This is a genomic window from Pseudorhodoferax sp. (assembly GCF_047601025.1).
Classification (GTDB): domain Bacteria; phylum Pseudomonadota; class Gammaproteobacteria; order Burkholderiales; family Burkholderiaceae_C; genus Pseudorhodoferax.
In genome coordinates, this window is record NZ_JASGJZ010000001.1 from 3,000,738 (window position 1) to 3,019,062 (window position 18,325).

16 protein-coding genes are annotated in these 18,325 nt (G+C 69.5%); 4 read left to right on the forward strand and 12 right to left on the reverse strand.

Annotation, left to right across the window (positions count from 1 at the left end):
• Window positions 1-55: 55 nt before the first annotated feature.
• On the reverse strand, window positions 56-1,873 hold the full coding sequence (locus tag QM782_RS14120) for a glutamine--tRNA ligase/YqeY domain fusion protein (RefSeq protein ID WP_415203535.1): 1,818 nt from the start codon (window positions 1,871-1,873) through the stop codon (window positions 56-58).
• Between the two features lie 116 nt (window positions 1,874-1,989).
• Between QM782_RS14120 and QM782_RS14125 the strand changes: the two genes are divergently transcribed.
• Window positions 1,990-2,355 carry a hypothetical protein gene (locus tag QM782_RS14125; RefSeq protein ID WP_415203536.1) on the forward strand — a complete coding sequence of 122 codons (366 nt, stop codon included), beginning with the start codon at window positions 1,990-1,992 and terminating at the stop codon, window positions 2,353-2,355.
• 25 nt (window positions 2,356-2,380) lie between these two features.
• Here the strand turns inward: QM782_RS14125 and rfaD are convergent, their stop codons facing one another.
• From rfaD to gyrA, 11 genes are all read right to left on the reverse strand, one after another.
• The gene (gene rfaD, locus QM782_RS14130; RefSeq protein WP_415203537.1) at window positions 2,381-3,376 is read right to left on the reverse strand and encodes an ADP-glyceromanno-heptose 6-epimerase; all 996 of its coding nucleotides are present in this window, start codon (window positions 3,374-3,376) and stop codon (window positions 2,381-2,383) included.
• Between the two features lies 1 nt (window position 3,377).
• A complete protein-coding gene (gene rfaE1, locus QM782_RS14135; protein ID WP_415203538.1) occupies window positions 3,378-4,343 on the reverse strand; it encodes a D-glycero-beta-D-manno-heptose-7-phosphate kinase in 966 nt (321 codons plus the stop codon).
• Window positions 4,340-5,497 carry a lipopolysaccharide assembly protein LapB gene (gene lapB, locus QM782_RS14140; RefSeq protein ID WP_415203539.1) on the reverse strand — a complete coding sequence of 386 codons (1,158 nt, stop codon included), beginning with the start codon at window positions 5,495-5,497 and terminating at the stop codon, window positions 4,340-4,342. Before lapB ends, rfaE1 begins: the two co-directional genes overlap by 4 nt.
• On the reverse strand, window positions 5,487-5,828 hold the full coding sequence (locus tag QM782_RS14145) for a lipopolysaccharide assembly protein LapA domain-containing protein (RefSeq protein WP_415203540.1): 342 nt from the start codon (window positions 5,826-5,828) through the stop codon (window positions 5,487-5,489). Before QM782_RS14145 ends, lapB begins: the two co-directional genes overlap by 11 nt.
• A 59-nt stretch (window positions 5,829-5,887) precedes the next feature.
• Entirely contained in the window at window positions 5,888-6,190 is a 303-nt protein-coding gene (locus QM782_RS14150) for an integration host factor subunit beta (RefSeq protein ID WP_415203541.1), read from the reverse strand.
• A gap of 72 nt (window positions 6,191-6,262) precedes the next feature.
• Entirely contained in the window at window positions 6,263-8,158 is a 1,896-nt protein-coding gene (gene rpsA, locus QM782_RS14155; RefSeq protein ID WP_415203542.1) for a 30S ribosomal protein S1, read from the reverse strand.
• Window positions 8,125-10,149, reverse strand: coding sequence for a bifunctional 3-phosphoshikimate 1-carboxyvinyltransferase/cytidylate kinase (locus QM782_RS14160; RefSeq protein ID WP_415203543.1), 2,025 nt, complete (start codon window positions 10,147-10,149; stop codon window positions 8,125-8,127). Before QM782_RS14160 ends, rpsA begins: the two co-directional genes overlap by 34 nt.
• A 2-nt stretch (window positions 10,150-10,151) precedes the next feature.
• A complete protein-coding gene (locus tag QM782_RS14165) occupies window positions 10,152-11,030 on the reverse strand; it encodes a prephenate dehydrogenase (RefSeq protein WP_415203544.1) in 879 nt (292 codons plus the stop codon).
• Complete coding sequence (gene pheA / locus QM782_RS14170; RefSeq protein ID WP_415203545.1) at window positions 11,030-12,136, reverse strand: prephenate dehydratase; 1,107 nt, start codon at window positions 12,134-12,136, stop codon at window positions 11,030-11,032. Before pheA ends, QM782_RS14165 begins: the two co-directional genes overlap by 1 nt.
• Window positions 12,137-12,155: 19 nt before the next feature.
• A complete protein-coding gene (serC, locus tag QM782_RS14175) occupies window positions 12,156-13,265 on the reverse strand; it encodes a 3-phosphoserine/phosphohydroxythreonine transaminase (protein WP_415203546.1) in 1,110 nt (369 codons plus the stop codon).
• A 69-nt stretch (window positions 13,266-13,334) separates the two neighbouring features.
• Window positions 13,335-15,962 carry a DNA gyrase subunit A gene (gene gyrA / locus QM782_RS14180; RefSeq protein ID WP_415203547.1) on the reverse strand — a complete coding sequence of 876 codons (2,628 nt, stop codon included), beginning with the start codon at window positions 15,960-15,962 and terminating at the stop codon, window positions 13,335-13,337.
• Window positions 15,963-16,175: 213 nt separating this feature from the next.
• Between gyrA and ompA the strand changes: the two genes are divergently transcribed.
• From ompA to QM782_RS14195, 3 genes are all read left to right on the forward strand, one after another.
• Window positions 16,176-16,817, forward strand: a complete 642-nt coding sequence (gene ompA / locus QM782_RS14185; RefSeq protein WP_415203548.1) for an outer membrane protein OmpA — start codon at window positions 16,176-16,178, stop codon at window positions 16,815-16,817.
• A 92-nt stretch (window positions 16,818-16,909) separates the two neighbouring features.
• Window positions 16,910-17,644 carry a bifunctional 2-polyprenyl-6-hydroxyphenol methylase/3-demethylubiquinol 3-O-methyltransferase UbiG gene (gene ubiG / locus QM782_RS14190; RefSeq protein WP_415203549.1) on the forward strand — a complete coding sequence of 245 codons (735 nt, stop codon included), beginning with the start codon at window positions 16,910-16,912 and terminating at the stop codon, window positions 17,642-17,644.
• Window positions 17,631-18,320, forward strand: coding sequence for an HAD-IA family hydrolase (locus tag QM782_RS14195; RefSeq protein WP_415203550.1), 690 nt, complete (start codon window positions 17,631-17,633; stop codon window positions 18,318-18,320). The genes ubiG and QM782_RS14195 overlap by 14 nt, the downstream gene beginning before the upstream one ends.
• Window positions 18,321-18,325: the final 5 nt, after the last annotated feature.

An 18,325-nucleotide genomic window follows, 5' to 3' on the forward strand; every position in this document is an offset into this window, starting at 1 on the left:
CGTCGCCGCGCGGGGCGCGGGCGAAGAAGAAAGGCCGGGCGATCCCGGCCTTTTCTCATTTGCCCCAGCTGTCCTTCAAACTGGTCGTGCGGTTGAACACCGGCCGGTCCGGGTGGTGGTCGTGCCGGTCGGCGACGAAGTAGCCGTGCCGCTCGAACTGGAAGCGGTCGTCCACGCCGGCGCGCGCCATGTCCGGCTCCAGATAGGCCTGCACGGTGCGCAGGCTGTCGGGGTTCAGGCTGTCCAGGAAGTTCTTGCCGCCGGCGTCCGGGTGCGGGTCGTTGAACAGCCGCTCGTACAGCCGGATCTCGGCCGGCACGGCGTCGTGCACGCCGACCCAGGTGATCACGCCCTTGACCTTGACGGCATCGGCGCCCGGCGTGCCGCTCTTGGTGTCGGGCACCAGTTCGGCGTGGACCTCGACCAGCCGGCCCTGGGCATCGCGTACCGCGCCCGTGCACTGCACGACGTGGCCGTACTTCAGGCGCACGCGGTTGCCGGGCTTGACGCTGCCATCGGCCTGCGGCTGCGGCGGATACAGGCGGTGGAAGCCCTTGGGCGGCCGGTCCTCGTAGTCCGTGCGCTCGATCCACAGTTCCTTGCCGAACTGGAAGGAGCGCCGGCCCTGGTGCGGATCGTGCGGGTTCGCCGGCGCGCTGCACGCGTCCAGCGTGCCGGCGCCGTGCAGCGCGTCCCAGTTCGTGATGACGAGCCTGACCGGGTCGAGCACCGCCATCGCGCGCGTGGCCGTGGCATCCAGCGTGTCGCGCAGCGCGCCTTCCAGCGTGCTGTAGTCGATCCAGCTGTCGCTCTTGGTGACGCCGATGCGCTCGGCGAACAGCTGGAGCGCCTCGGGCGTGTAGCCGCGCCGGCGCAGGCCGAGGATGGTGGGCATGCGCGGGTCGTCCCAGCCGCTGACGCGGCCTTCGTTCACCAGCTGGGCGAGCTTGCGCTTGCTGGTGATCACGTAGCTGAGGTTCAGCCGCGCGAACTCGTACTGCCGCGGCGGCGGCGCGGCCAGCAGGCCGCCTTCGATCAGGCGTTCCAGCACCCAGTCGTAGAACGGGCGCTGGTCCTCGAACTCCAGCGTGCAGATGCTGTGCGTGATCTGCTCCAGCGCGTCCTCGATCGGGTGCGCGTAGGTGTACATCGGATAGATGCACCAGCGGTCGCCCGTGTTGTGGTGCGTGGCGCGGCGGATGCGGTAGATCGCCGGGTCGCGCATGTTGATGTTGGGGCTGGCCATGTCGATCTTCGCGCGCAGCACGGCGGCGCCGTCGTCCAGCTTGCCGTCGCGCATCTCGCGCAGGCGGGCGAGGTTCTCCGCGGGCGTGCGGCTGCGGAACGGGCTGTCGGTGCCGGGCGTGGTGAAGTCGCCGCGGCTGGCGCGCATCTGCTCGGGCGTCTGCTCGTCCACGTAGGCATGGCCGGCCTGCACCAGGTATTCGGCCGCGCGGTACATGAAGTCGAAGTAGTCGCTGGCCTGGTAGAGGTGGCTGGCGCCACCGGCTTCCCAGGTGAAGCCCAGCCAGCGCACGGCATCGATGATGCCGCGCACGTACTCTTCGTCTTCCTTCTCGGGATTGGTGTCGTCCAAGCGCAGGTGGCAGATGCCGCCGTAGTCGCGCGCCAGCCCGAAGTTCAGGCAGATGCTCTTGGCATGGCCCACGTGCAGGTAGCCGTTCGGCTCGGGCGGGAAACGCAGCCGCACGGGCGCGGGGTCGAGCGGCCCCTGGGCGTGGTGGGCGGCGTCGCCGGGGCTGCCGCCCCAGTGGCGGCCGGCGTAGGTGCCTTGCGCGAGGTCGTGTTCGATGATCTGGCGCAGGAAGTTGCTGTGCTTGTGTTCGGTCGGCGCGGACGCAGGGGAATTCATGCCATGGATTCTAGGAGGCGGGGCGAGATTGTTACGTCTGGTCAAGCCTTTAACCGGATGCCTGGCAACTACGACAGGCTGCCGCGTTCCAATACGCTGTCGAAAAGGAGCACATGATGTCCCCGTATCTCGGGAAATGGTTGGCCGGCGCCGCGACGGCCGCGGCGCTGCTGGCAGCCGCCGGACCGGCGCAGGCGCACGGCGTGGTGTGGTCGGTCGGCGTTGGCGCACCCGGGGCGCAGGTCGTCGTCGGCAATGCACCGGTCTACATGGCGCCGCCGGTATACGTGGCGCCGCGCTACTACCGGTCGCCACCGCCTGTCTATTACGCCCCGCGGGTGGTGGTCGCGCCACCGCCGGTGGTCTACATGCCGCCGCCGGCGGTCTATGCGCCGCGGCCGGTGTTCTATGGCGGGCCCTACGGCCCGCCGCCACCGCGGTTCCACGGGCCCCGGCATCGCGGGGGCGGCTGGCGGCGCTGAGCGGACGCCAGCCCGCTCCGGCCGCTCAAGCGCCGGCCAGCGCCAGCGCCTGCATGTAGGCCGTCACGCCGGCCTGCACGTCGAGGAATTCGTGCGTGCAGCCGGCTGCGCGCAGCGCCGTCAGGTCGGCCTGGGTATGGCACTGGTACTTGCCGCGCAGCGCGTCGGGGAAGGCGGTGTAGACGATGGCGTCGCGCTGCCGCGCCTGTTCCAGCGTCAGCTGCGCGCCGCGGGCGTTGACCACGGCCAGCGCCACGTCGTTGAACGGCTGGGCACGGCCGGTTCCCAGGTTGAACAGGCCCGAGCGGTCCGGATGGTCGAGGAACCACAGGTTCACGGCGACCACGTCGTCCACGTAGACGAAATCGCGCTCCTGCTCGCCCGGCCCGTAGCCGCCGTATTCGCCGAACAGCCGCACCTGGCCCTCGGCCTTGAACTGGTGGTACTGGTGGAAGGCCACGCTGGCCATGCGGCCCTTGTGCTGCTCGCGCGGACCGTAGACGTTGAAGTAGCGAAAGCCGACGACCTGGACGCGCGCGCGCTCGAACTGCATGCCCAGCGCGCGGCGCAGGTGCTGGTCGACCAGCAGCTTGGAATAGCCGTAGACGTTCAGCGGCGTCTCGTTGGCCGGCTCCTCGCGGAACACGGCGGAGCCGCCGTAGGTCGCGGCCGAGGAGGCGTACAGCAGCCGCGTGCGCTGGCGCTGGCAGGCCTCGAACAGCCGGCAGGTCAGCGTGTAGTTGTTGGCCATCATGTACTGGCCGTTGGTCTCCATGGTGTCGCTGCAGGCACCCTCGTGGAACACGGCCTCGACGCAGCCGTACCGGCCCTGGTCGAAGCGGTCGTAGAAGTCGCCCGCGTCCACGTAGTCGGAAATCTGCAGATCCACCAGGTTGCGGAACTTGTCGCCCTGGGTCAGGTCGTCGACCGCGATGACATCGGTCTCGCCGCGGGTGTTCAGGCCCTTGATGATGTTGCTGCCGATGAAACCGGCCGCGCCGGTGACCACGTATCTCGTCATCTCATTCGCTCCCGAACAGTTCGTCGTAGCTGGCCGTGGCCGTGCCGAACTTGCCGACCACGACGGCGCCGGCCTTGTTGGCCAGCGGCATGGCGTCGCGCAGGCTGCAGCCGGCGGCGACCAGCGCGGCCATGGTCGCGATCACGGTGTCGCCGGCGCCGGTCACGTCGAACACCTCGCGCGCCCGGGCCGCCACGTGGGTGTCGCCGTGCGCGTCGTACAGCGTCATGCCTTCCTCGCTGCGCGTCAGCAGCAGGCCCTGCAGCGCCAGCTGGCGGCGCAGCCCCTGGGCCTTCTCGCGCAGCTCGTCCTCACTGCGCCAGCTGCCCACCACCTGCTGCAGCTCGGCGCGGTTCGGCGTGATCAGCGTGGCGCCGCGGTAGCGCGAATAGTCGCTGCCCTTGGGGTCGATCAGCACCGCCTTGCCGGCCGCGCAGGCGGCCGCGATCATCTGCTCCACGTGCGCCAGGCCGCCCTTGCCGTAGTCGGAGAACAGCACGGCCGCGTGCTGCGGCAGCAGCTCGGCGAAGCGGGCCGACTGCGAGGCCAGCGTCTCGTGCTCGGGCGTGGTCTCGAAGTCCATGCGCAGCAACTGCTGCTGGCGGCCGATCACGCGCAGCTTGACCGTGGTGCGCATGCGCGGATCGCGGCCGAAATGGGGCGCGATGCCGGTGGCGGCCACCAGTTGCTCCAGCCGGTGGCTGGCCTCGTCCTCGCCGACGACCGACAGCAGCGCGGCCTGTGCGCCCAGCGTGACGATGTTGTAGGCCACGTTGGCGGCGCCGCCGATGCGCTCCTCCTCGCGTGTGACGCGCACCACCGGCACCGGCGCCTCGGGCGAGATGCGGTCGACCGCGCCGTACCAGTAGCGGTCCAGCATCGCGTCGCCGACCACCAGCACGCGGGCTTCGGCGAGCTGTTCGCGGGTCGGCAGGGGATGGCGCAGCAGCGCGGCCGTGGGCGTCATAGTTCCTCCACCCGCCGCGGCGGGTAGCTGTCCCAGGCCTGGCAGCCCGGGCATTGCCAGAAATGCTGCTTGGCCTCGAAGCCGCAGGCGGCGCAGCGGTAGCGCGTGAGCGGGCGCGTGGCGTGCTCGATCGCGCGCTGCACCTGGGGATGGAACTGTTCGTGCTCCAGCTTCTCGCCGGCCAGCCAGCGCGCGGTGGCGACCAGCGACTGCTCGCGCTCCAGGTGCTGCAGGTAGCGCTGGCGCGCGGCGTCGGCGCGGCCGGCGTCGGCGCTCTCCAGGGCGACGATGGCGTCCAGCACGTCTAGCGAGGCGAATTGCGCGTAGCTGGCCTGCAGCGCGGCCAACGCACGGCCGGCCTCGCCGCACGCGCTGGCGGACTGCGCCAGCACCTGGGCGATCAGCGGCATGGCCTGCGGGGCGGCCTCGCCGAGCGCGAGCAGGCCTTCCAGCGCCTGGGCGTGCTGCCCGGCCCTGACCCGCATCAGCGCCAGGTCGATGCGCGGGCGCGGCGCCTGCGGCGCGGTCTGGATCGCCCGCTGCAGCAGCTGCGCGGCGGTATCGGTCTCGCCGGCGGCGTTGCGGGCCGCGGCCTGCTCGCACAGGTAGTGCGCCATACGGCCGCCGAAGCTGCCTTCGCCGTGGTCCTGCAGCTTTTGCGCGATCTCGGTGGCCTGCGGCCAGTCGCGCGAGCGCTCGTAGATCGCCAGCAGCGCCAGCAGCGCCTGGGGCTCGTACCGGCTGCCTTCGAGCTTGCGCAGCGCGTCCTCGGCGCGGTCGAGCAGGCCGGCCTTCAGGAAGTCCAGTGCCAGGTCGTGCTGGGCGCGCTGGCGGTCGGCGGGCGTGAGGTCGGCGCGCGAGAGCAGGTGTTCGTGCACGCGCACGGCGCGCTGGTACTCGCCGCGGCGGCGGAACAGGTTGCCGAGCGCGAAGTGCAGCTCGGTGGTGTCGGGGTCCTTCTGGACGGCTTCGATGAAGGCGTCGATGGCCTGGTCCTGCTGTTCGTTGAGCAGGTAGTTCAGGCCCTTGAAATAGGCCTTGGGTGCGCGCCGGTTCTCGATGCGCATCTGGCGCAGGTCCAGCCGCGAGGCCAGCCAGCCCAGCACGAAGGCCACCAGCACGGCCAGCAGGATCAGGCCGATGTCAAAGTCCATGGCGCGGGATGCTGGCCAGGGCGGTGTCCGTCGCGGCTTCGGCGGCGACCGGGGCGGCCGGTGCCGGTGGCGGGGCCGCGGCGGCGGGCTCGTCCGCGACGCTGCGTGTCTTCTTGCGCCGCTGCCACCAGCCCGGCAGCATCGCCAGCACGCCCGCTGCCAAGCCCAGTGCGAACGCGGCCAGCACCACCAGCACCATCGGCGCGCGCCACTCGGTGCCGAAGAAGAAGCGGACCGCGCCTTCCTGCTGGTTGTTCAACGCGAACGCGAACAGGGTAAAAAAAATGGCTGCCTTCAGTATCCACTTGAGCAGCCACACCAGATTCTTCATGAAGCGAATGTCCTCATCGGAGGCATTCTACGGTCGGGCTCCGCAGCCCGAAGAGGCGGTCAGCCCGGGTCGCGGCCGGCCGTTTTGCGGTCCACGGCCTCGCGCAGCGCCTTGCCGGGCTTGAAGTGCGGCACGCGTTTCTCGGGGATGGCCACGGCCTCGCCGCTGCGCGGGTTGCGGCCCATGCGCGGCGGGCGGCGGCTGATAGAGAAGCTGCCGAAGCCGCGGATCTCCACGCGGTGGCCCTTGACCAGCGCGTCGCCGATCGCTTCCAGGATGGTCTTGACCGCGTGTTCGGCGTCGCGGTGCGTCAGCTGGCCGAAGCGGGCGGCCAGTTCCTCAACGAGGTCGGATCGGGTCATGGATATCGTTCTGCTTCGGGACCGGGCCGGCGGCGGCCCCCGGAAGGGCCGCCGCACCGGGGCAACGCTGGATCAGTTGTTGCCGCTGTTGCTGTCCAGCTTGGCGCGCAGCAGGGCGCCCAGGCTGGTGGTGCCGGCGTTCTCGCGCGCCGACTGCTGGGCCAGGGAAGCCATGGCCTCGTTCTGGTCGGCGGCATCCTTGGCCTTGATGGACAGCTGGATGTTGCGCGTCTTGCGGTCCACGTTGACGACCACGGCCGTGACCTCGTCGCCTTCCTTCAGCACGTTGCGCGCGTCTTCGACGCGGTCGCGGCTGATTTCGGAGGCACGCAGGTAGCCGACCACGTCGCCGCCCAGGTCGATCTCGGCGCCGCGCGGGTCCACGTTCTTGACCTTGCCGGTCACGGTCTGGCCCTTGTCGTTGACCGTCACGAAGGTCGTGAACGGGTCGCCGTCGAGCTGCTTGATGCCCAGCGAGATGCGCTCGCGGTCCACGTCCACGGCCAGCACGATGGCGTCGACTTCCTGGCCCTTCTTGTAGTTGCGCACGGCCGATTCGCCGGGCTCGTTCCAGGACAGGTCGGACAGGTGCACCAGACCGTCGATGCCGGCGGCCAGGCCGACGAACACGCCGAAGTCGGTGATCGACTTGATCGGGCCCTTGACGCGGTCGCCGCGCTTGGTGTTCTGCGCGAATTCCTGCCAGGGGTTGGGCTTGCACTGCTTCATGCCCAGGCTGATGCGGCGCTTGTCCTCGTCGATCTCCAGGACCATGACCTCGACCTCGTCGCCCAGCGAGACCAGCTTGGAGGGCGCGATGTTCTTGTTGGTCCAGTCCATCTCGGACACGTGCACCAGGCCCTCGATGCCGGGTTCCAGCTCGACGAAGGCGCCGTAGTCGGCGATGTTGGTGACGCGGCCGAACAGGCGCGTGCCCTGCGGATAGCGGCGCGACACGCCCAGCCACGGGTCGTCGCCCATCTGCTTGAGGCCCAGCGAGACGCGGTTCTTCTCGGTGTCGAACTTGAGGATCTTGGCCGTGATTTCCTGGCCGGCCTGCACCACCTCGCTCGGGTGGCGCACGCGGCGCCAGGCCATGTCGGTGATGTGCAGCAGGCCGTCGATGCCGCCCAGGTCGACGAACGCACCGTATTCGGTGATGTTCTTGACCACGCCCTGCACGATGGCGCCTTCCTTCAGCGTCTCCATCAGCTTGGCGCGTTCCTCGCCCATGGAGGCTTCCACCACGGCGCGGCGCGACAGCACCACGTTGTTGCGCTTGCGGTCGAGCTTGATGACCTTGAATTCCAGGGTCTTGTTCTCGTAGGGCGTCAGGTCCTTGACCGGGCGCGTGTCGATCAGCGAGCCGGGCAGGAAGGCGCGGATGCCGTTGACCAGCACCGTCAGGCCGCCCTTGACCTTGCCGCTGGTCGTGCCGGTGACGAACTCGCCGGACTCCAGCGCCTTCTCCAGGGCCATCCACGAGGCCAGGCGCTTGGCGGTGTCGCGGCTGACGATGGTGTCGCCGTAGCCGTTCTCGATGGCGACGATGGCCACCGGCACGAACTGGCCGATCTCCACCTCGACTTCGCCCTGGTCGTTCTTGAACTCGTCGATCGGCACGTACGACTCGGACTTCAGCCCGGCGTTGACGACGACGTAGTTGTGCTCGATGCGGACGACCTCGGCGGTCACGACTTCGCCGACGCGCGTTTCCGTGCGCTGCAGCGATTCGTTGAACAGATCGGCAAAAGATTCAGACATGTGATTCCTTGACCACGGAGCAGGTTCTACCTGCGCACCATTGCGCCGGTTTCTAAGACTGTCGTGGCGGTGAGGTTGCGGGGAGCGTCCCGCGACGGTTGGGTTGCACCACCATCGCGCGTTGCGCTTGCTGCGCGTGCTGGCGCGATGGACCTGTTCTTCGGCGGACTTCAGGAGCCGGAAAAACCCTGCCGTCGGTCCCACCAGGCCAGCACCCGATCCACGCAGTCGTCGACTGTCAGATCGGAGTTGTCCAGGATGAGGGCGTCGGCAGCGGGCTTCAAGGGGGCGACGGGCCGGGACCGGTCCCGGGCGTCGCGTGCTTCCAGGTCCGCGCGAAGGCTGGCGATTGTAGTCGCAATCCCTTTGGAAATCAGCTGTTTATGCCGCCGCTCGGCGCGCCGCTCGGCGCTGGCGGTCAGGAACACCTTGAGCGGGGCGCCCGGGAAGATCACCGTGCCCATGTCGCGGCCGTCGGCCACCAGGCCGGGCAGGCGGCGGAAGCCCAGTTGCAGGTCGACCAGCGCCGCGCGCACGGCCGGCAGCGCCGACACCCTGGAGGCGTTCATGCCGGCCTCCTCGGTGCGGATGGCGTCGGTCACGTCCTCGTCGGCCAGCCGGATGCGGCCGTTCTCGAAGCGCACCGGTAGCGTCGCGGCCATGCGGGCGATCGCGGCCTCGCCTTCGGGCGCGATCGGATGGCCGGCCTGCAGCGCGGCCAGCGCCGTGATCCGGTACATCGCGCCGGAATCGAGGAAGTGGTAGCCCAGCCGCTGCGCGACCGCAGCCGCCACCGTGCCCTTGCCCGAGGCGGTCGGCCCGTCGATGCACAGCACGGGCACTTGCTCGGCAGGCGCGCGGCAGACCGCCAGCAGCGCCTCGAAATAGTCCGGGAAGGTCTTGGCCACGCACTTCGGGTCCAGGATGCGCACCGGCGCGTCGGACGGGGCGGCACCGGGGCGCAGCGGGTGGAACGCGGCCAGCGAGAAGCACATCGCGACGCGGTGGTCGTCGTAGGTGTGGATGGCGGCGGGCGGCCAGGGCCGGTCCGGCGGTGGCGGCACGATGGCGAGGAAGTCCGGGCCTTCCTCGACCTCGGCGCCGAACTTGCGCAGCTCGGCCGCCATCGCGGCGATGCGGTCGGTCTCCTTGACGCGCCAGCTGGCGATGTTGGTCAGCCGGCTCGGGCCGTCGGCGTACAGGGCCATGACGGCCAGCGTCATCGCGGCGTCCGGGATGTGGTTGCAATCCCGGTCGATCGGCTTCAGGGGCCAAGCGCCGCGCGACACGGCCAGCCAGTTCGGGCCGGCCTCGACCGCCGCGCCCATGGCTTCGGCGGCTTCGACGAAGCGGATGTCGCCCTGGATCGAGGCCGCGCCCACGCCTTCGATGCGCAGCGGCTGGCCGGGCGCGGCGGCGATCGCGCCGAGCGCGACGAAGTAGCTGGCCGAGGAAGCGTCGGCCTCCACGTGGATCTCGCCGGGCGACTGGTAGCGGCTGCCGGCGGGGATCGTGAAGCGCTGCCAGCCCTCGCGCCGCACGGCGATGCCGAAGCGCGCCAGCAGGTTCAGCGTGATCTCCACGTAGGGCTTGGAGATCAGCTCGCCGACGACCTCGACCACGATGTCCTGCCGCGCGACCAGCGGCAGCGCCAGCAGCAGCGCCGTCAGGAACTGGCTGGACACGTCGCCGCGCACGCGGATCGGGTCGGCCAGGCGCAGCTCGGCCGGCGTGCCGATCTGCAGCGGCGGATAGCCGTGGTTGCCGGCATAGGCGACGGCGCAGCCGAGCTGGGTCAGCGCGTCGACCAGGTCGCCGATCGGCCGCTCGTACATGCGTGGCACGCCGGTCAGCCGGAAGTCGCCGCCGAGCACGGCCAGCACGGCCGTCAGCGGCCGGATCGCGGTGCCGGCGTTGCCCATGAACAGCTCGGCGCGGGTATTGGCCAGCCGGCCGGCCAGGCCGGTGACCGCGACGCGGTTGCCCTCGCGCGCGATGCCGCACCCCAGCGCCTGCAGCGCGGCCAGCATCACGCGGGTGTCGTCGGAGTCCAGCACGTCGTGCACGACGGTCCGGCCGGCCGACAGCGCCGCCAGCAGCAGCACGCGGTTGGAGATGCTCTTGGACCCCGGCAGGGCCACCGTTCCGGCGGCTCCCTGCAGCGGGGGGAGATCCAGAAAGGCGGTGCTGAACATGCTTAGGTCCCGGGGGTGAAGGAATTCATCTGCCAGCGTGCGCGCACGCCGCTGGCCTGTGCGATCAGGCGTTCGAGGCCGTCGGCGTCGCCGGCCAGGATCAGCGCCTCGAAGCGCGCCAGCGCCTCGCGGTGCGCCTGCAGCTGGGCCAGCAGCTGCGCTTGGTTGGCCAGGAACACGTCGCGCCACATGCGCGGGTCGGCCGCGGCGATGCGCGTGAAGTCGCGGAAGCCCGGCCCGCCCAGCGCCAGGATGGCGTCGCCACCGTCTTGCTGCACGATGCCGTCGACCAGCGCGAAGGCCAGCAGGTGCGGCAGGTGGCTGACGGCGGCGAAGGTGGTGTCGTGCGCCTGCGGCGCCATCTCCACGACGCGGGCGCCGATGGCGGTCCAGACCTGGCGCGCGCGCGCGACCTGCGCCGGCGGGTTGGCGGGCAGCGGCGTCAGGATCACGCGGCAGCCGCGGTACAGCGCGGGCTCGGCATGGCCGATGCCGGATTTTTCCTTGCCGGCGATCGGGTGGGCCGGCACGAAGCAGGCTAGGCGCTCGCCCAGCGCGCGCTCGGCCGCGGCGACCACGTCGCTCTTGGTGGAGCCGACGTCCATGGCCAGGGCACCCGGCGCCAGGTGCGGGCGCAGCGCGGCCAGCGTGCTCTCGGTGGCCGCGACCGGCACGGCCACCAGCACCAGGTCGGCGCCGCGGGCGGCCTGGCCGACCGAGGTGGCGATCTCATCGATGGCGCCGAGCCCGAGGGCGCGTTCGGTCGTCGCGGCCGTGGCGCTGAAGCCGGCGACGCGGCGCACCAGTCCGGCCTCGCGCAGCGCCAGCGCGAACGAGCCGCCCATCAGGCCGCAGCCGATCAGCGCGAGCCGCTCGAACATCAGGCGCTGACCGGGTAGGTACCCAGCAGCTTGTAGAAGGCGCACAGGCTGCGCAGTTCTTCCAGCGCCTGGGCGACGGGCGGCTGGGTCGGATGGCCGTCCAGGTCGATGTAGAAGTAGTACTCCCACTGGCCGGTGCGGGCCGGACGCGATTCGAAGCGCGTCATCGAGACGCCGTGCCGCTTCAGCGGCATCAGCAGGTCGTGCAGTGCGCCGGGGCGGTTGGGCACCGAGACCACGAGGCTGGTGCAGTCCTTGCCCGAGGCCGGCGGCGCGTCCAGCGTCTCGGGCAAGCAGATCACGGCGAAGCGCGTGCGGTTGTGGGCGTCGTCCTGGATCGCATGGGCGGCGATGTGCAGGCCGTACTGCCGGGCTGCGCGCTCGCTGGCGATGCCGGCCCAGGCCGGATTCGTGGTGGCCAGGCGCGCGCCCTCGGCATTGCTGGAGACGGCGCGCCGCTCGGCCCTGGGCAGGTGGCGCGACAGCCAGCCCTGGCACTGCGCCAGCGCCTGCGGGTGGGCCAGCACGGTCTCGATGCCTTCGAGCGCATCGCTCTGGCGCAGCAGGTTGTGGCGCACCGGCAGGCTGACCTCGCCGACCATGTGCGTGGGCGTGTGCAGCAGCAGGTCGAGCGAGCGCGTGACGCCGCCCTCGGCCGAGCTCTCGATGCCGACCACGCCAAAGTGGGCGGCGCCCGAGGCGGTGGCGTGGAACACCTCGTCGAAGTTGGCGCAGTAGACCAGTTCGACCGCGCTGCCGAAGTACTTGAGCGCGGCCTCTTCGCTGAAGGTGCCGGCCGGGCCGAGGATGGCCACGCGCTGCGGCGATTCCAGTGCCAGGCAGGCCGACATGATCTCGTTCCAGATCGCGCCGACGTGCTCGTTCTTCAGCGGCCCGGTGTTGCCGGCCTGGATCCGGGCGATGACCTGGGCCACGCGGTCCGGGCGGTAGAACGCCGAACCCTCGCGGCGCTTGACCTCTCCCACCTGCTCGGCCACGTGGGCGCGCTTGTTCAGCAGGGCCAGCAGCTCCTGGTCCAGCGCGTCGATCTGCTGGCGCAGCGCCGCGAGGTCGGGGGTGGCAACGATGCTGGCGTCAATGCTCATGGCGGCACGCGTCTCCTGGTCAGGCGTGGGATTGTTCAAATTCTCGCATGTAGGCCACCAGCGCCTGCACGCCGGCCAGCGGCATGGCGTTGTAGATGCTGGCGCGCATGCCGCCCACGGACTTGTGGCCCTTGAGCTGCAGCAGGCCGCGTGCCCTGGCGCCGGCCAGGAAGGCCTCGTTGCGGCTTTCGTCGCGCAGGAAGAAGGGCACGTTCATGCGCGAACGGCAGTCCGGCGCGACCTTGTTCTCGTAGAACTGCGAGCCGTCGATGAAGCCGTACAGCAGCTCGGCCTTGGCACGGTTGCGCTGCTCCATCGCGGCGACGCCGGCCAGTTCGCCCTCGCGCTGGCGCCGCAGCCACTGGAAGGTCAGCCCGGCGATGTAGATCGCATAGGTCGGGGGGGTGTTGAACATGGAGCCGTGGTCGGCCACGGTCTTGTAGTCGAAGGCGCTGGGGCAGATCGGCAGCGCGTGGCCCAACAGGTCCTCGCGCACGATCACCAGCGTCAGGCCGGCCGGCCCCAGGTTCTTCTGCGCGCCGGCGAAGGCCAGCGCCACGCGCGACCAGTCGATCGGGCGGCTGGCCACGTGCGAGGAGCAGTCGATCACCAACGGCGTGTCCGAGCCCAGCGCCTGGAGGTCCGGCAGCGCCTGGAACTCCACGCCGTGGATGGTCTCGTTGCTGCAGATGTGCAGGTAGCTGGCCTTGGCGCTGAGCTGCCAGCCGGCCGGGTCGGGCAGGGTGGTGTGCTGGCCGGCCGCGTTGCCGGCGGCCAGGTGCGTGCTGCAGTAGCGCGCGGCTTCCTTGAAGGACTTCTGGCTCCAGCTGCCGGTCACGACGAAATCCACCGTGCCGCCGCGCGAGAGGTTCAGCGGCACGATCGCGTTCTCGCCCAGGCCGCCGCCCTGCATGAAGAGGATCCGGTAGTCCGCCGGCACGGCCAGCAGTTCGCGCAGGTCGGCTTCCGCACGCTCGCAGATCGAGATGAACTCCTTGCCGCGGTGGCTCATCTCCATGACGCTCATGCCGCTGCCGTGCCAGTCCAGCATCTCGGCGGCGGCCTCGCGCAGCACTTCCTCGGGGATGGCGGCCGGACCGGCGGAAAAATTGTAGGGGCGCTGCTGCATGGGCACTCCGTTGGCGTGGAAGAAGAAAGCCCCGGCCGCTCGCGCAGGCCGGGGCCGGACAGGGCGGCGTCAGCCCGCGGGCGTGGCGCCTTCGCCGCTGTCGCCGTTCTCGCCGGCGTCGTTCTCGACGATGCGCTGCAGGCCGCTGAGCTTGGAACCCTCGTCCAGGCCGATCAGCGTGACGCCCTGCGTGGCGCGGCCGAGTTCGCGGATCTCGCCGACGCGGGTGCGCACCAGCACGCCCTTGTCGGTGATCAGCATGATCTCGTCGTCCGCATGCACCAGCGTGGCGGCCACGACCTTGCCGTTGCGCTCGCTCTGCTGGATCGCGATCATGCCCTTGGTGCCGCGGCCGTGGCGGGTGTATTCGGCGATCGGCGTGCGCTTGCCATAGCCGTTCTCGGTGGCGGTCAGCACGCTCTGGGCCTCGTCTTCGGCCACCAGCATCGCGATCACGCTCTGGCCTTCTTCCAGCGCCATGCCGCGCACGCCGCGCGCGTTGCGGCCCATGGGGCGCACGTCGTTCTCGTCGAAGCGCACGGCCTTGCCGCCGTCGCTGAACAGCATCACGTCGTGCTCGCCGTCGGTCAGCGCGGCACCCACCAGGTAGTCGCCCTCGTCGAGGTCGACGGCGATGATGCCGGCCTTGCGCGGGTTGCTGAATTCGTCGAGCGGCGTCTTCTTGACCGTGCCCATCGACGTCGCCATGAACACGTAGTGCGTGGCGGGGAACGTGCGGTTGTCGCCGGTGATCGGCAGCACCACGTTGATCTTCTCGCCTTCGGCCAGCGGGAACATGTTGACGATGGGCCGGCCGCGCGAGCCGCGCGAGCCCTGCGGCACTTCCCAGACCTTGAGCCAGTACAGCCGGCCGCGGTTGGAGAAGCACAGGATGTAGTCGTGCGTGTTGGCGATGAAGAGCTGGTCGATCCAGTCGTCGTCCTTGGTGCTGGTCGCCTGCTTGCCGCGGCCGCCGCGCTTCTGGGCGCGATACTCGGACAGCGGCTGGCTCTTGATGTAGCCGGAGTGCGACAGCGTCACGACCATGTCGGTCGGCGTGATCAGGTCTTCGGTGCTGAGGTCGTAGGAGCTGTGCTCGATGTGGCTGCGGCGCGCGCCGAGCTTGGTCTGGCCGAACTCCTGCTTGATGGCCGTCAGCTCGTCGCCGACGATGACCGACACGCGCTCCGGCCGGGCCAGGATGTCGAGCAGGTCCTCGATCTCGGCCATGACTTCCTTGTATTCGGCGACGATCTTGTCCTGCTCCAGGCCGGTCAGGCGCTGCAGGCGCATCTGCAGGATTTCCTGGGCCTGGGTGTCCGACAGGCGGTACAGGCCGTCGGCGCCCATACCGTAGGTGCTGTCCAGGCCCTCGGGCCGGTAGTCGTCGGCATTGACCACGCTGCCGTCCTCGCGCGCGCGCGTCAGCATCTCGCGCACCAGCTGGCTGTCCCAGCTGCGGGCCATCAGCTCGGCCTTGGCGACCGGCGGCGTCGGCGACTCGCGGATGATGCGGATGAACTCGTCGATGTTGGCCAGCGCCACGGCCAGGCCTTCCAGCACGTGGCCGCGTTCGCGCGCCTTGCGCAGGTTGAACACCGTGCGCCTGGTGATCACCTCGCGCCGGTGGTCCAGGAAGACCTCGATCAGGTCCTTCAGGTTGCACAGCTTGGGCTGGCCGTTGACCAGCGCCACCATGTTCATGCCGAAGGTGTCCTGCAGCTGCGTCTGCTTGTACAGGTTGTTCAGTACCACCTCGGGCACTTCGCCGCGCTTGAGCTCGATCACCAGGCGCATGCCGGACTTGTCGGACTCGTCCTGGATGTGGCTGATGCCTTCGAGCTTCTTCTCGTGCACTAGCTCGGCCATGCGCTCCTGCAGCGTCTTCTTGTTGACCTGGTAGGGCAGTTCGTCGACGACGATGGCCTGGCGCTGGCCGCGGTCGATGTCCTCGAAATGGCACCTGGCCCGCATGATGACCTTGCCGCGACCGGTGCGGTAGCCTTCCTTGACGCCGCTGATGCCGTAGATGATGCCGGCCGTGGGGAAGTCCGGTGCCGGGACGATCTCCATCAGCGCGTCGATGGACGTGTCGGGATGGCGCAGCAGGTGCAGGCAGGCGTCCACCACCTCGTTCAGGTTGTGCGGCGGGATGTTGGTGGCCATGCCGACCGCGATGCCGCCGGAGCCGTTGACCAGCAGGTTGGGCACGCGGGTCGGCAGCACCAGCGGCTCCTGTTCGCTGCCGTCGTAGTTGGGGCCGAAGTCGACGGTTTCCTTGTCCAGGTCGGCCAGCAGCTCGTGCGAGATCTTGGTCAGCCGGATCTCGGTGTAGCGCATCGCCGCAGCGTTGTCGCCGTCGACCGAACCGAAGTTCCCCTGGCCATCCACCAGCATGTGGCGCATCGAGAAGTCCTGCGCCATCCGCACGATGGTGTCGTAGACCGCCTGGTCGCCGTGCGGGTGGTACTTGCCGATGACGTCGCCGACGATGCGGGCCGACTTCCTGTACTGCCGGTTCCAGTCGTTGTTCATTTCGTGCATCGCGTACAACACGCGGCGATGCACGGGTTTGAGGCCATCCCGCGCGTCGGGCAGGGCGCGCCCGACGATGACGCTCATCGCGTAGTCGAGATAGCTCCGCCGCATCTCCTCCTCGAGGCTGATCGGCAGGGTTTCTTTGGCGAACTGGGTCATGGTGTCGGCGGCGAGGAAGGCCTCGCATTCTAGGCGGGGGCATCTGTAGCGCTGCTGCAACAAGTGGCCCGGATTTGGCCGTTGTCCTACGGTCGCCCGACCGGTCGCCACAGGGCCGTGTGGCAGAATCGATCCACACGTGCTCAGTGGTGGTCACTGAAGGCGTTTCCGGTTTCGCAGCGCTGCTGCGCCTTTTTCCCCCAGAGGAGAACCATGAAGAAATTGAATAAAGTGGCGATGCTGATTGCCTCCGCAGCGCTCGCTACCGCCGCAGGTGCCCAATCCGTGGACAACTGGCGCACTGCTGACGGCACGCTCGTGTGGAAGACCTCGGATCAGACTCTCTGCTGGCGCGATTCGTACTGGACGCCGGCCACCGCCGCCAAGGATTGCGACGGCGCGCTGGTCGCCCAGGCTCCCGTGGCGCCGCCGCCGGCTCCGGTCGCTCAACCCGCTCCGGTTGTGAAGCCGCCCGCACCCGTGCCGCAACCGCCGGCCGCCACCAAGGTGACGTACGCCGCCGATGCGTTCTTCGATTTCGACAAGTCTGTGCTCAAGCCCGAAGGCCGCGCCAAGCTGGATGACCTGGTCAGCAAGATCAAGGACATCAACCTGGAAGTCATCATCGCCGTGGGTCACACCGACTCCATCGGCACCGAGGCCTACAACCAGCGCCTGTCCGTGCGCCGTGCCGAAGCCGTGAAGGCCTACCTGGTCTCCAAGGGTGTCGAGCGCAACCGCGTGTATACCGAAGGCAAGGGCGAGACCCAGCCCGTGGCGGACAACCGCACTGCCGACGGCCGCGCCAAGAACCGCCGCGTCGAGATCGAAGTGGTCGGCACCCGCGCCAACTGATTCTTGCGATCAATGTCCTCGGCGCGAGCCGAGGTTCACGAAGCCCGCGCGTTCCGACGCCGCGGGCTTTTTTTCTGGATGCCAGCAACGACATGAATGCCTCCGTGAATGCCGATCCGGCCGAACTGGCGAAGTTTTCCGAACTGGCCCATCGCTGGTGGGATCCGGACAGCGAGTTTCGACCGCTCCATCAGATCAATCCGCTGCGCCTGAACTGGATCCAGGAATGCGCGCCGCTGCAGGAGCGGCAGGTGCTCGACGTGGGATGCGGCGGCGGCATCCTGGCCGACAGCATGGCCCGCCGCGGCGCCCAGGTGCTGGGCATCGACCTATCGACCAAGGCCTTGAAGGTCGCGCAGCTGCATGCGCTGGAGGCGCAGACGCCGAACATCCAGTACCGGGAGGTCAGCGCCGAGGAACTGGCGGCCGAGCGGCCGGCCAGCTTCGACGTCGTGACCTGCATGGAGATGCTCGAGCACGTGCCCGATCCGGCATCGGTGGTGCGGGCGTGCGCCACGCTCGTCAAGCCGGGCGGCTGGGTTTTCTTCTCGACGCTGAACCGCAATGCCAAGGCGTTCCTGTTCGCCATCGTCGGGGCGGAGTACCTGCTGAAGCTGCTGCCGCGCGGAACCCACCATTACGACAAGCTCATCCGGCCGAGCGAGTTGGCCAGCCATTGCCGCGCCGCCGGGCTGGATCTGCAGCGCAGCAGCGGGCTCGAATACAACCCCATCACGCGGCGGTACTGGCTCAGTGGCGATACCAGCGTCAACTACATGATCGCCACGCGGCGGCCAGCGGCGGAGGCTGCGGATGGTGCGCGCTGACATCCGCGCCGTGCTGTTCGATCTGGACGGCACGCTGGTGGACAGCGCGCCCGACCTGGGCGCAGCGGCGGACCAGTTGCGCATCGACCGTGGCATGCCCGCGCTGGGCCCGGCGAGCTACCGGCCCATGGCCGGCGCTGGCGCCCGCGGCATGCTGGGCGTCGCCTTCGGGATCGCGCCGGACCATCCGGACTTTCCGACACTGCGCGAAGAGTTCTTCTGCAACTACGAGCGGCGGCTGACCCGGTCGACGCAGCCGTTCGACGGTGTGTCCGAGGTCGTGGCGGTGCTGTGCCGCCATGGCCTGCCATGGGGCGTGGTCACCAACAAGGCCACGCGCTTCTCCGCGCCGCTGACACGCGCGATGCCGTTGTTCGCATCGGCCAGCGTGGTCGTGAGCGGCGACACGACGCCGCATGCCAAGCCCCATCCGGCCCCGCTGCTGGAGGCGGCGCGGGTGCTCGGCGTCGCGCCGGGCGACTGCCTCTACGTCGGCGACGACGAGCGCGACATCCAGGCCGGCCGCGCCGCCGGCATGGGGACCGTGGCCGCCAGCTACGGCTATCTGGGGCGCGCCATCGAGGTGCGGCAATGGGGCAGCGATGCCGTCATCGCCACGCCGATCGAGTTGTTGGCCCTGCTCGGTCTTGCAAATCCGGGCCTGGGCCTAAAATGACAGGT

What these genes read in the sequence shown, in the direction of transcription:
- QM782_RS14120 (WP_415203535.1), bottom strand. Translation starts at nt 1,873, where the DNA reads ATGAATTCCCCTGCGTCCGCGCCGACCGAACACAAGCACAGCAACTTC.
- QM782_RS14125 (WP_415203536.1), top strand. Translation starts at nt 1,990, where the DNA reads ATGTCCCCGTATCTCGGGAAATGGTTGGCCGGCGCCGCGACGGCCGCG.
- rfaD (WP_415203537.1), bottom strand. Translation starts at nt 3,376, where the DNA reads ATGACGAGATACGTGGTCACCGGCGCGGCCGGTTTCATCGGCAGCAAC.
- rfaE1 (WP_415203538.1), bottom strand. Translation starts at nt 4,343, where the DNA reads ATGACGCCCACGGCCGCGCTGCTGCGCCATCCCCTGCCGACCCGCGAA.
- lapB (WP_415203539.1), bottom strand. Translation starts at nt 5,497, where the DNA reads ATGGACTTTGACATCGGCCTGATCCTGCTGGCCGTGCTGGTGGCCTTC.
- QM782_RS14145 (WP_415203540.1), bottom strand. Translation starts at nt 5,828, where the DNA reads ATGAAGAATCTGGTGTGGCTGCTCAAGTGGATACTGAAGGCAGCCATT.
- QM782_RS14150 (WP_415203541.1), bottom strand. Translation starts at nt 6,190, where the DNA reads ATGACCCGATCCGACCTCGTTGAGGAACTGGCCGCCCGCTTCGGCCAG.
- QM782_RS14160 (WP_415203543.1), bottom strand. Translation starts at nt 10,149, where the DNA reads ATGTTCAGCACCGCCTTTCTGGATCTCCCCCCGCTGCAGGGAGCCGCC.
- QM782_RS14165 (WP_415203544.1), bottom strand. Translation starts at nt 11,030, where the DNA reads ATGTTCGAGCGGCTCGCGCTGATCGGCTGCGGCCTGATGGGCGGCTCG.
- pheA (WP_415203545.1), bottom strand. Translation starts at nt 12,136, where the DNA reads ATGAGCATTGACGCCAGCATCGTTGCCACCCCCGACCTCGCGGCGCTG.
- serC (WP_415203546.1), bottom strand. Translation starts at nt 13,265, where the DNA reads ATGCAGCAGCGCCCCTACAATTTTTCCGCCGGTCCGGCCGCCATCCCC.
- gyrA (WP_415203547.1), bottom strand. Translation starts at nt 15,962, where the DNA reads ATGACCCAGTTCGCCAAAGAAACCCTGCCGATCAGCCTCGAGGAGGAG.
- ompA (WP_415203548.1), top strand. Translation starts at nt 16,176, where the DNA reads ATGAAGAAATTGAATAAAGTGGCGATGCTGATTGCCTCCGCAGCGCTC.
- ubiG (WP_415203549.1), top strand. Translation starts at nt 16,910, where the DNA reads ATGAATGCCTCCGTGAATGCCGATCCGGCCGAACTGGCGAAGTTTTCC.
- QM782_RS14195 (WP_415203550.1), top strand. Translation starts at nt 17,631, where the DNA reads ATGGTGCGCGCTGACATCCGCGCCGTGCTGTTCGATCTGGACGGCACG.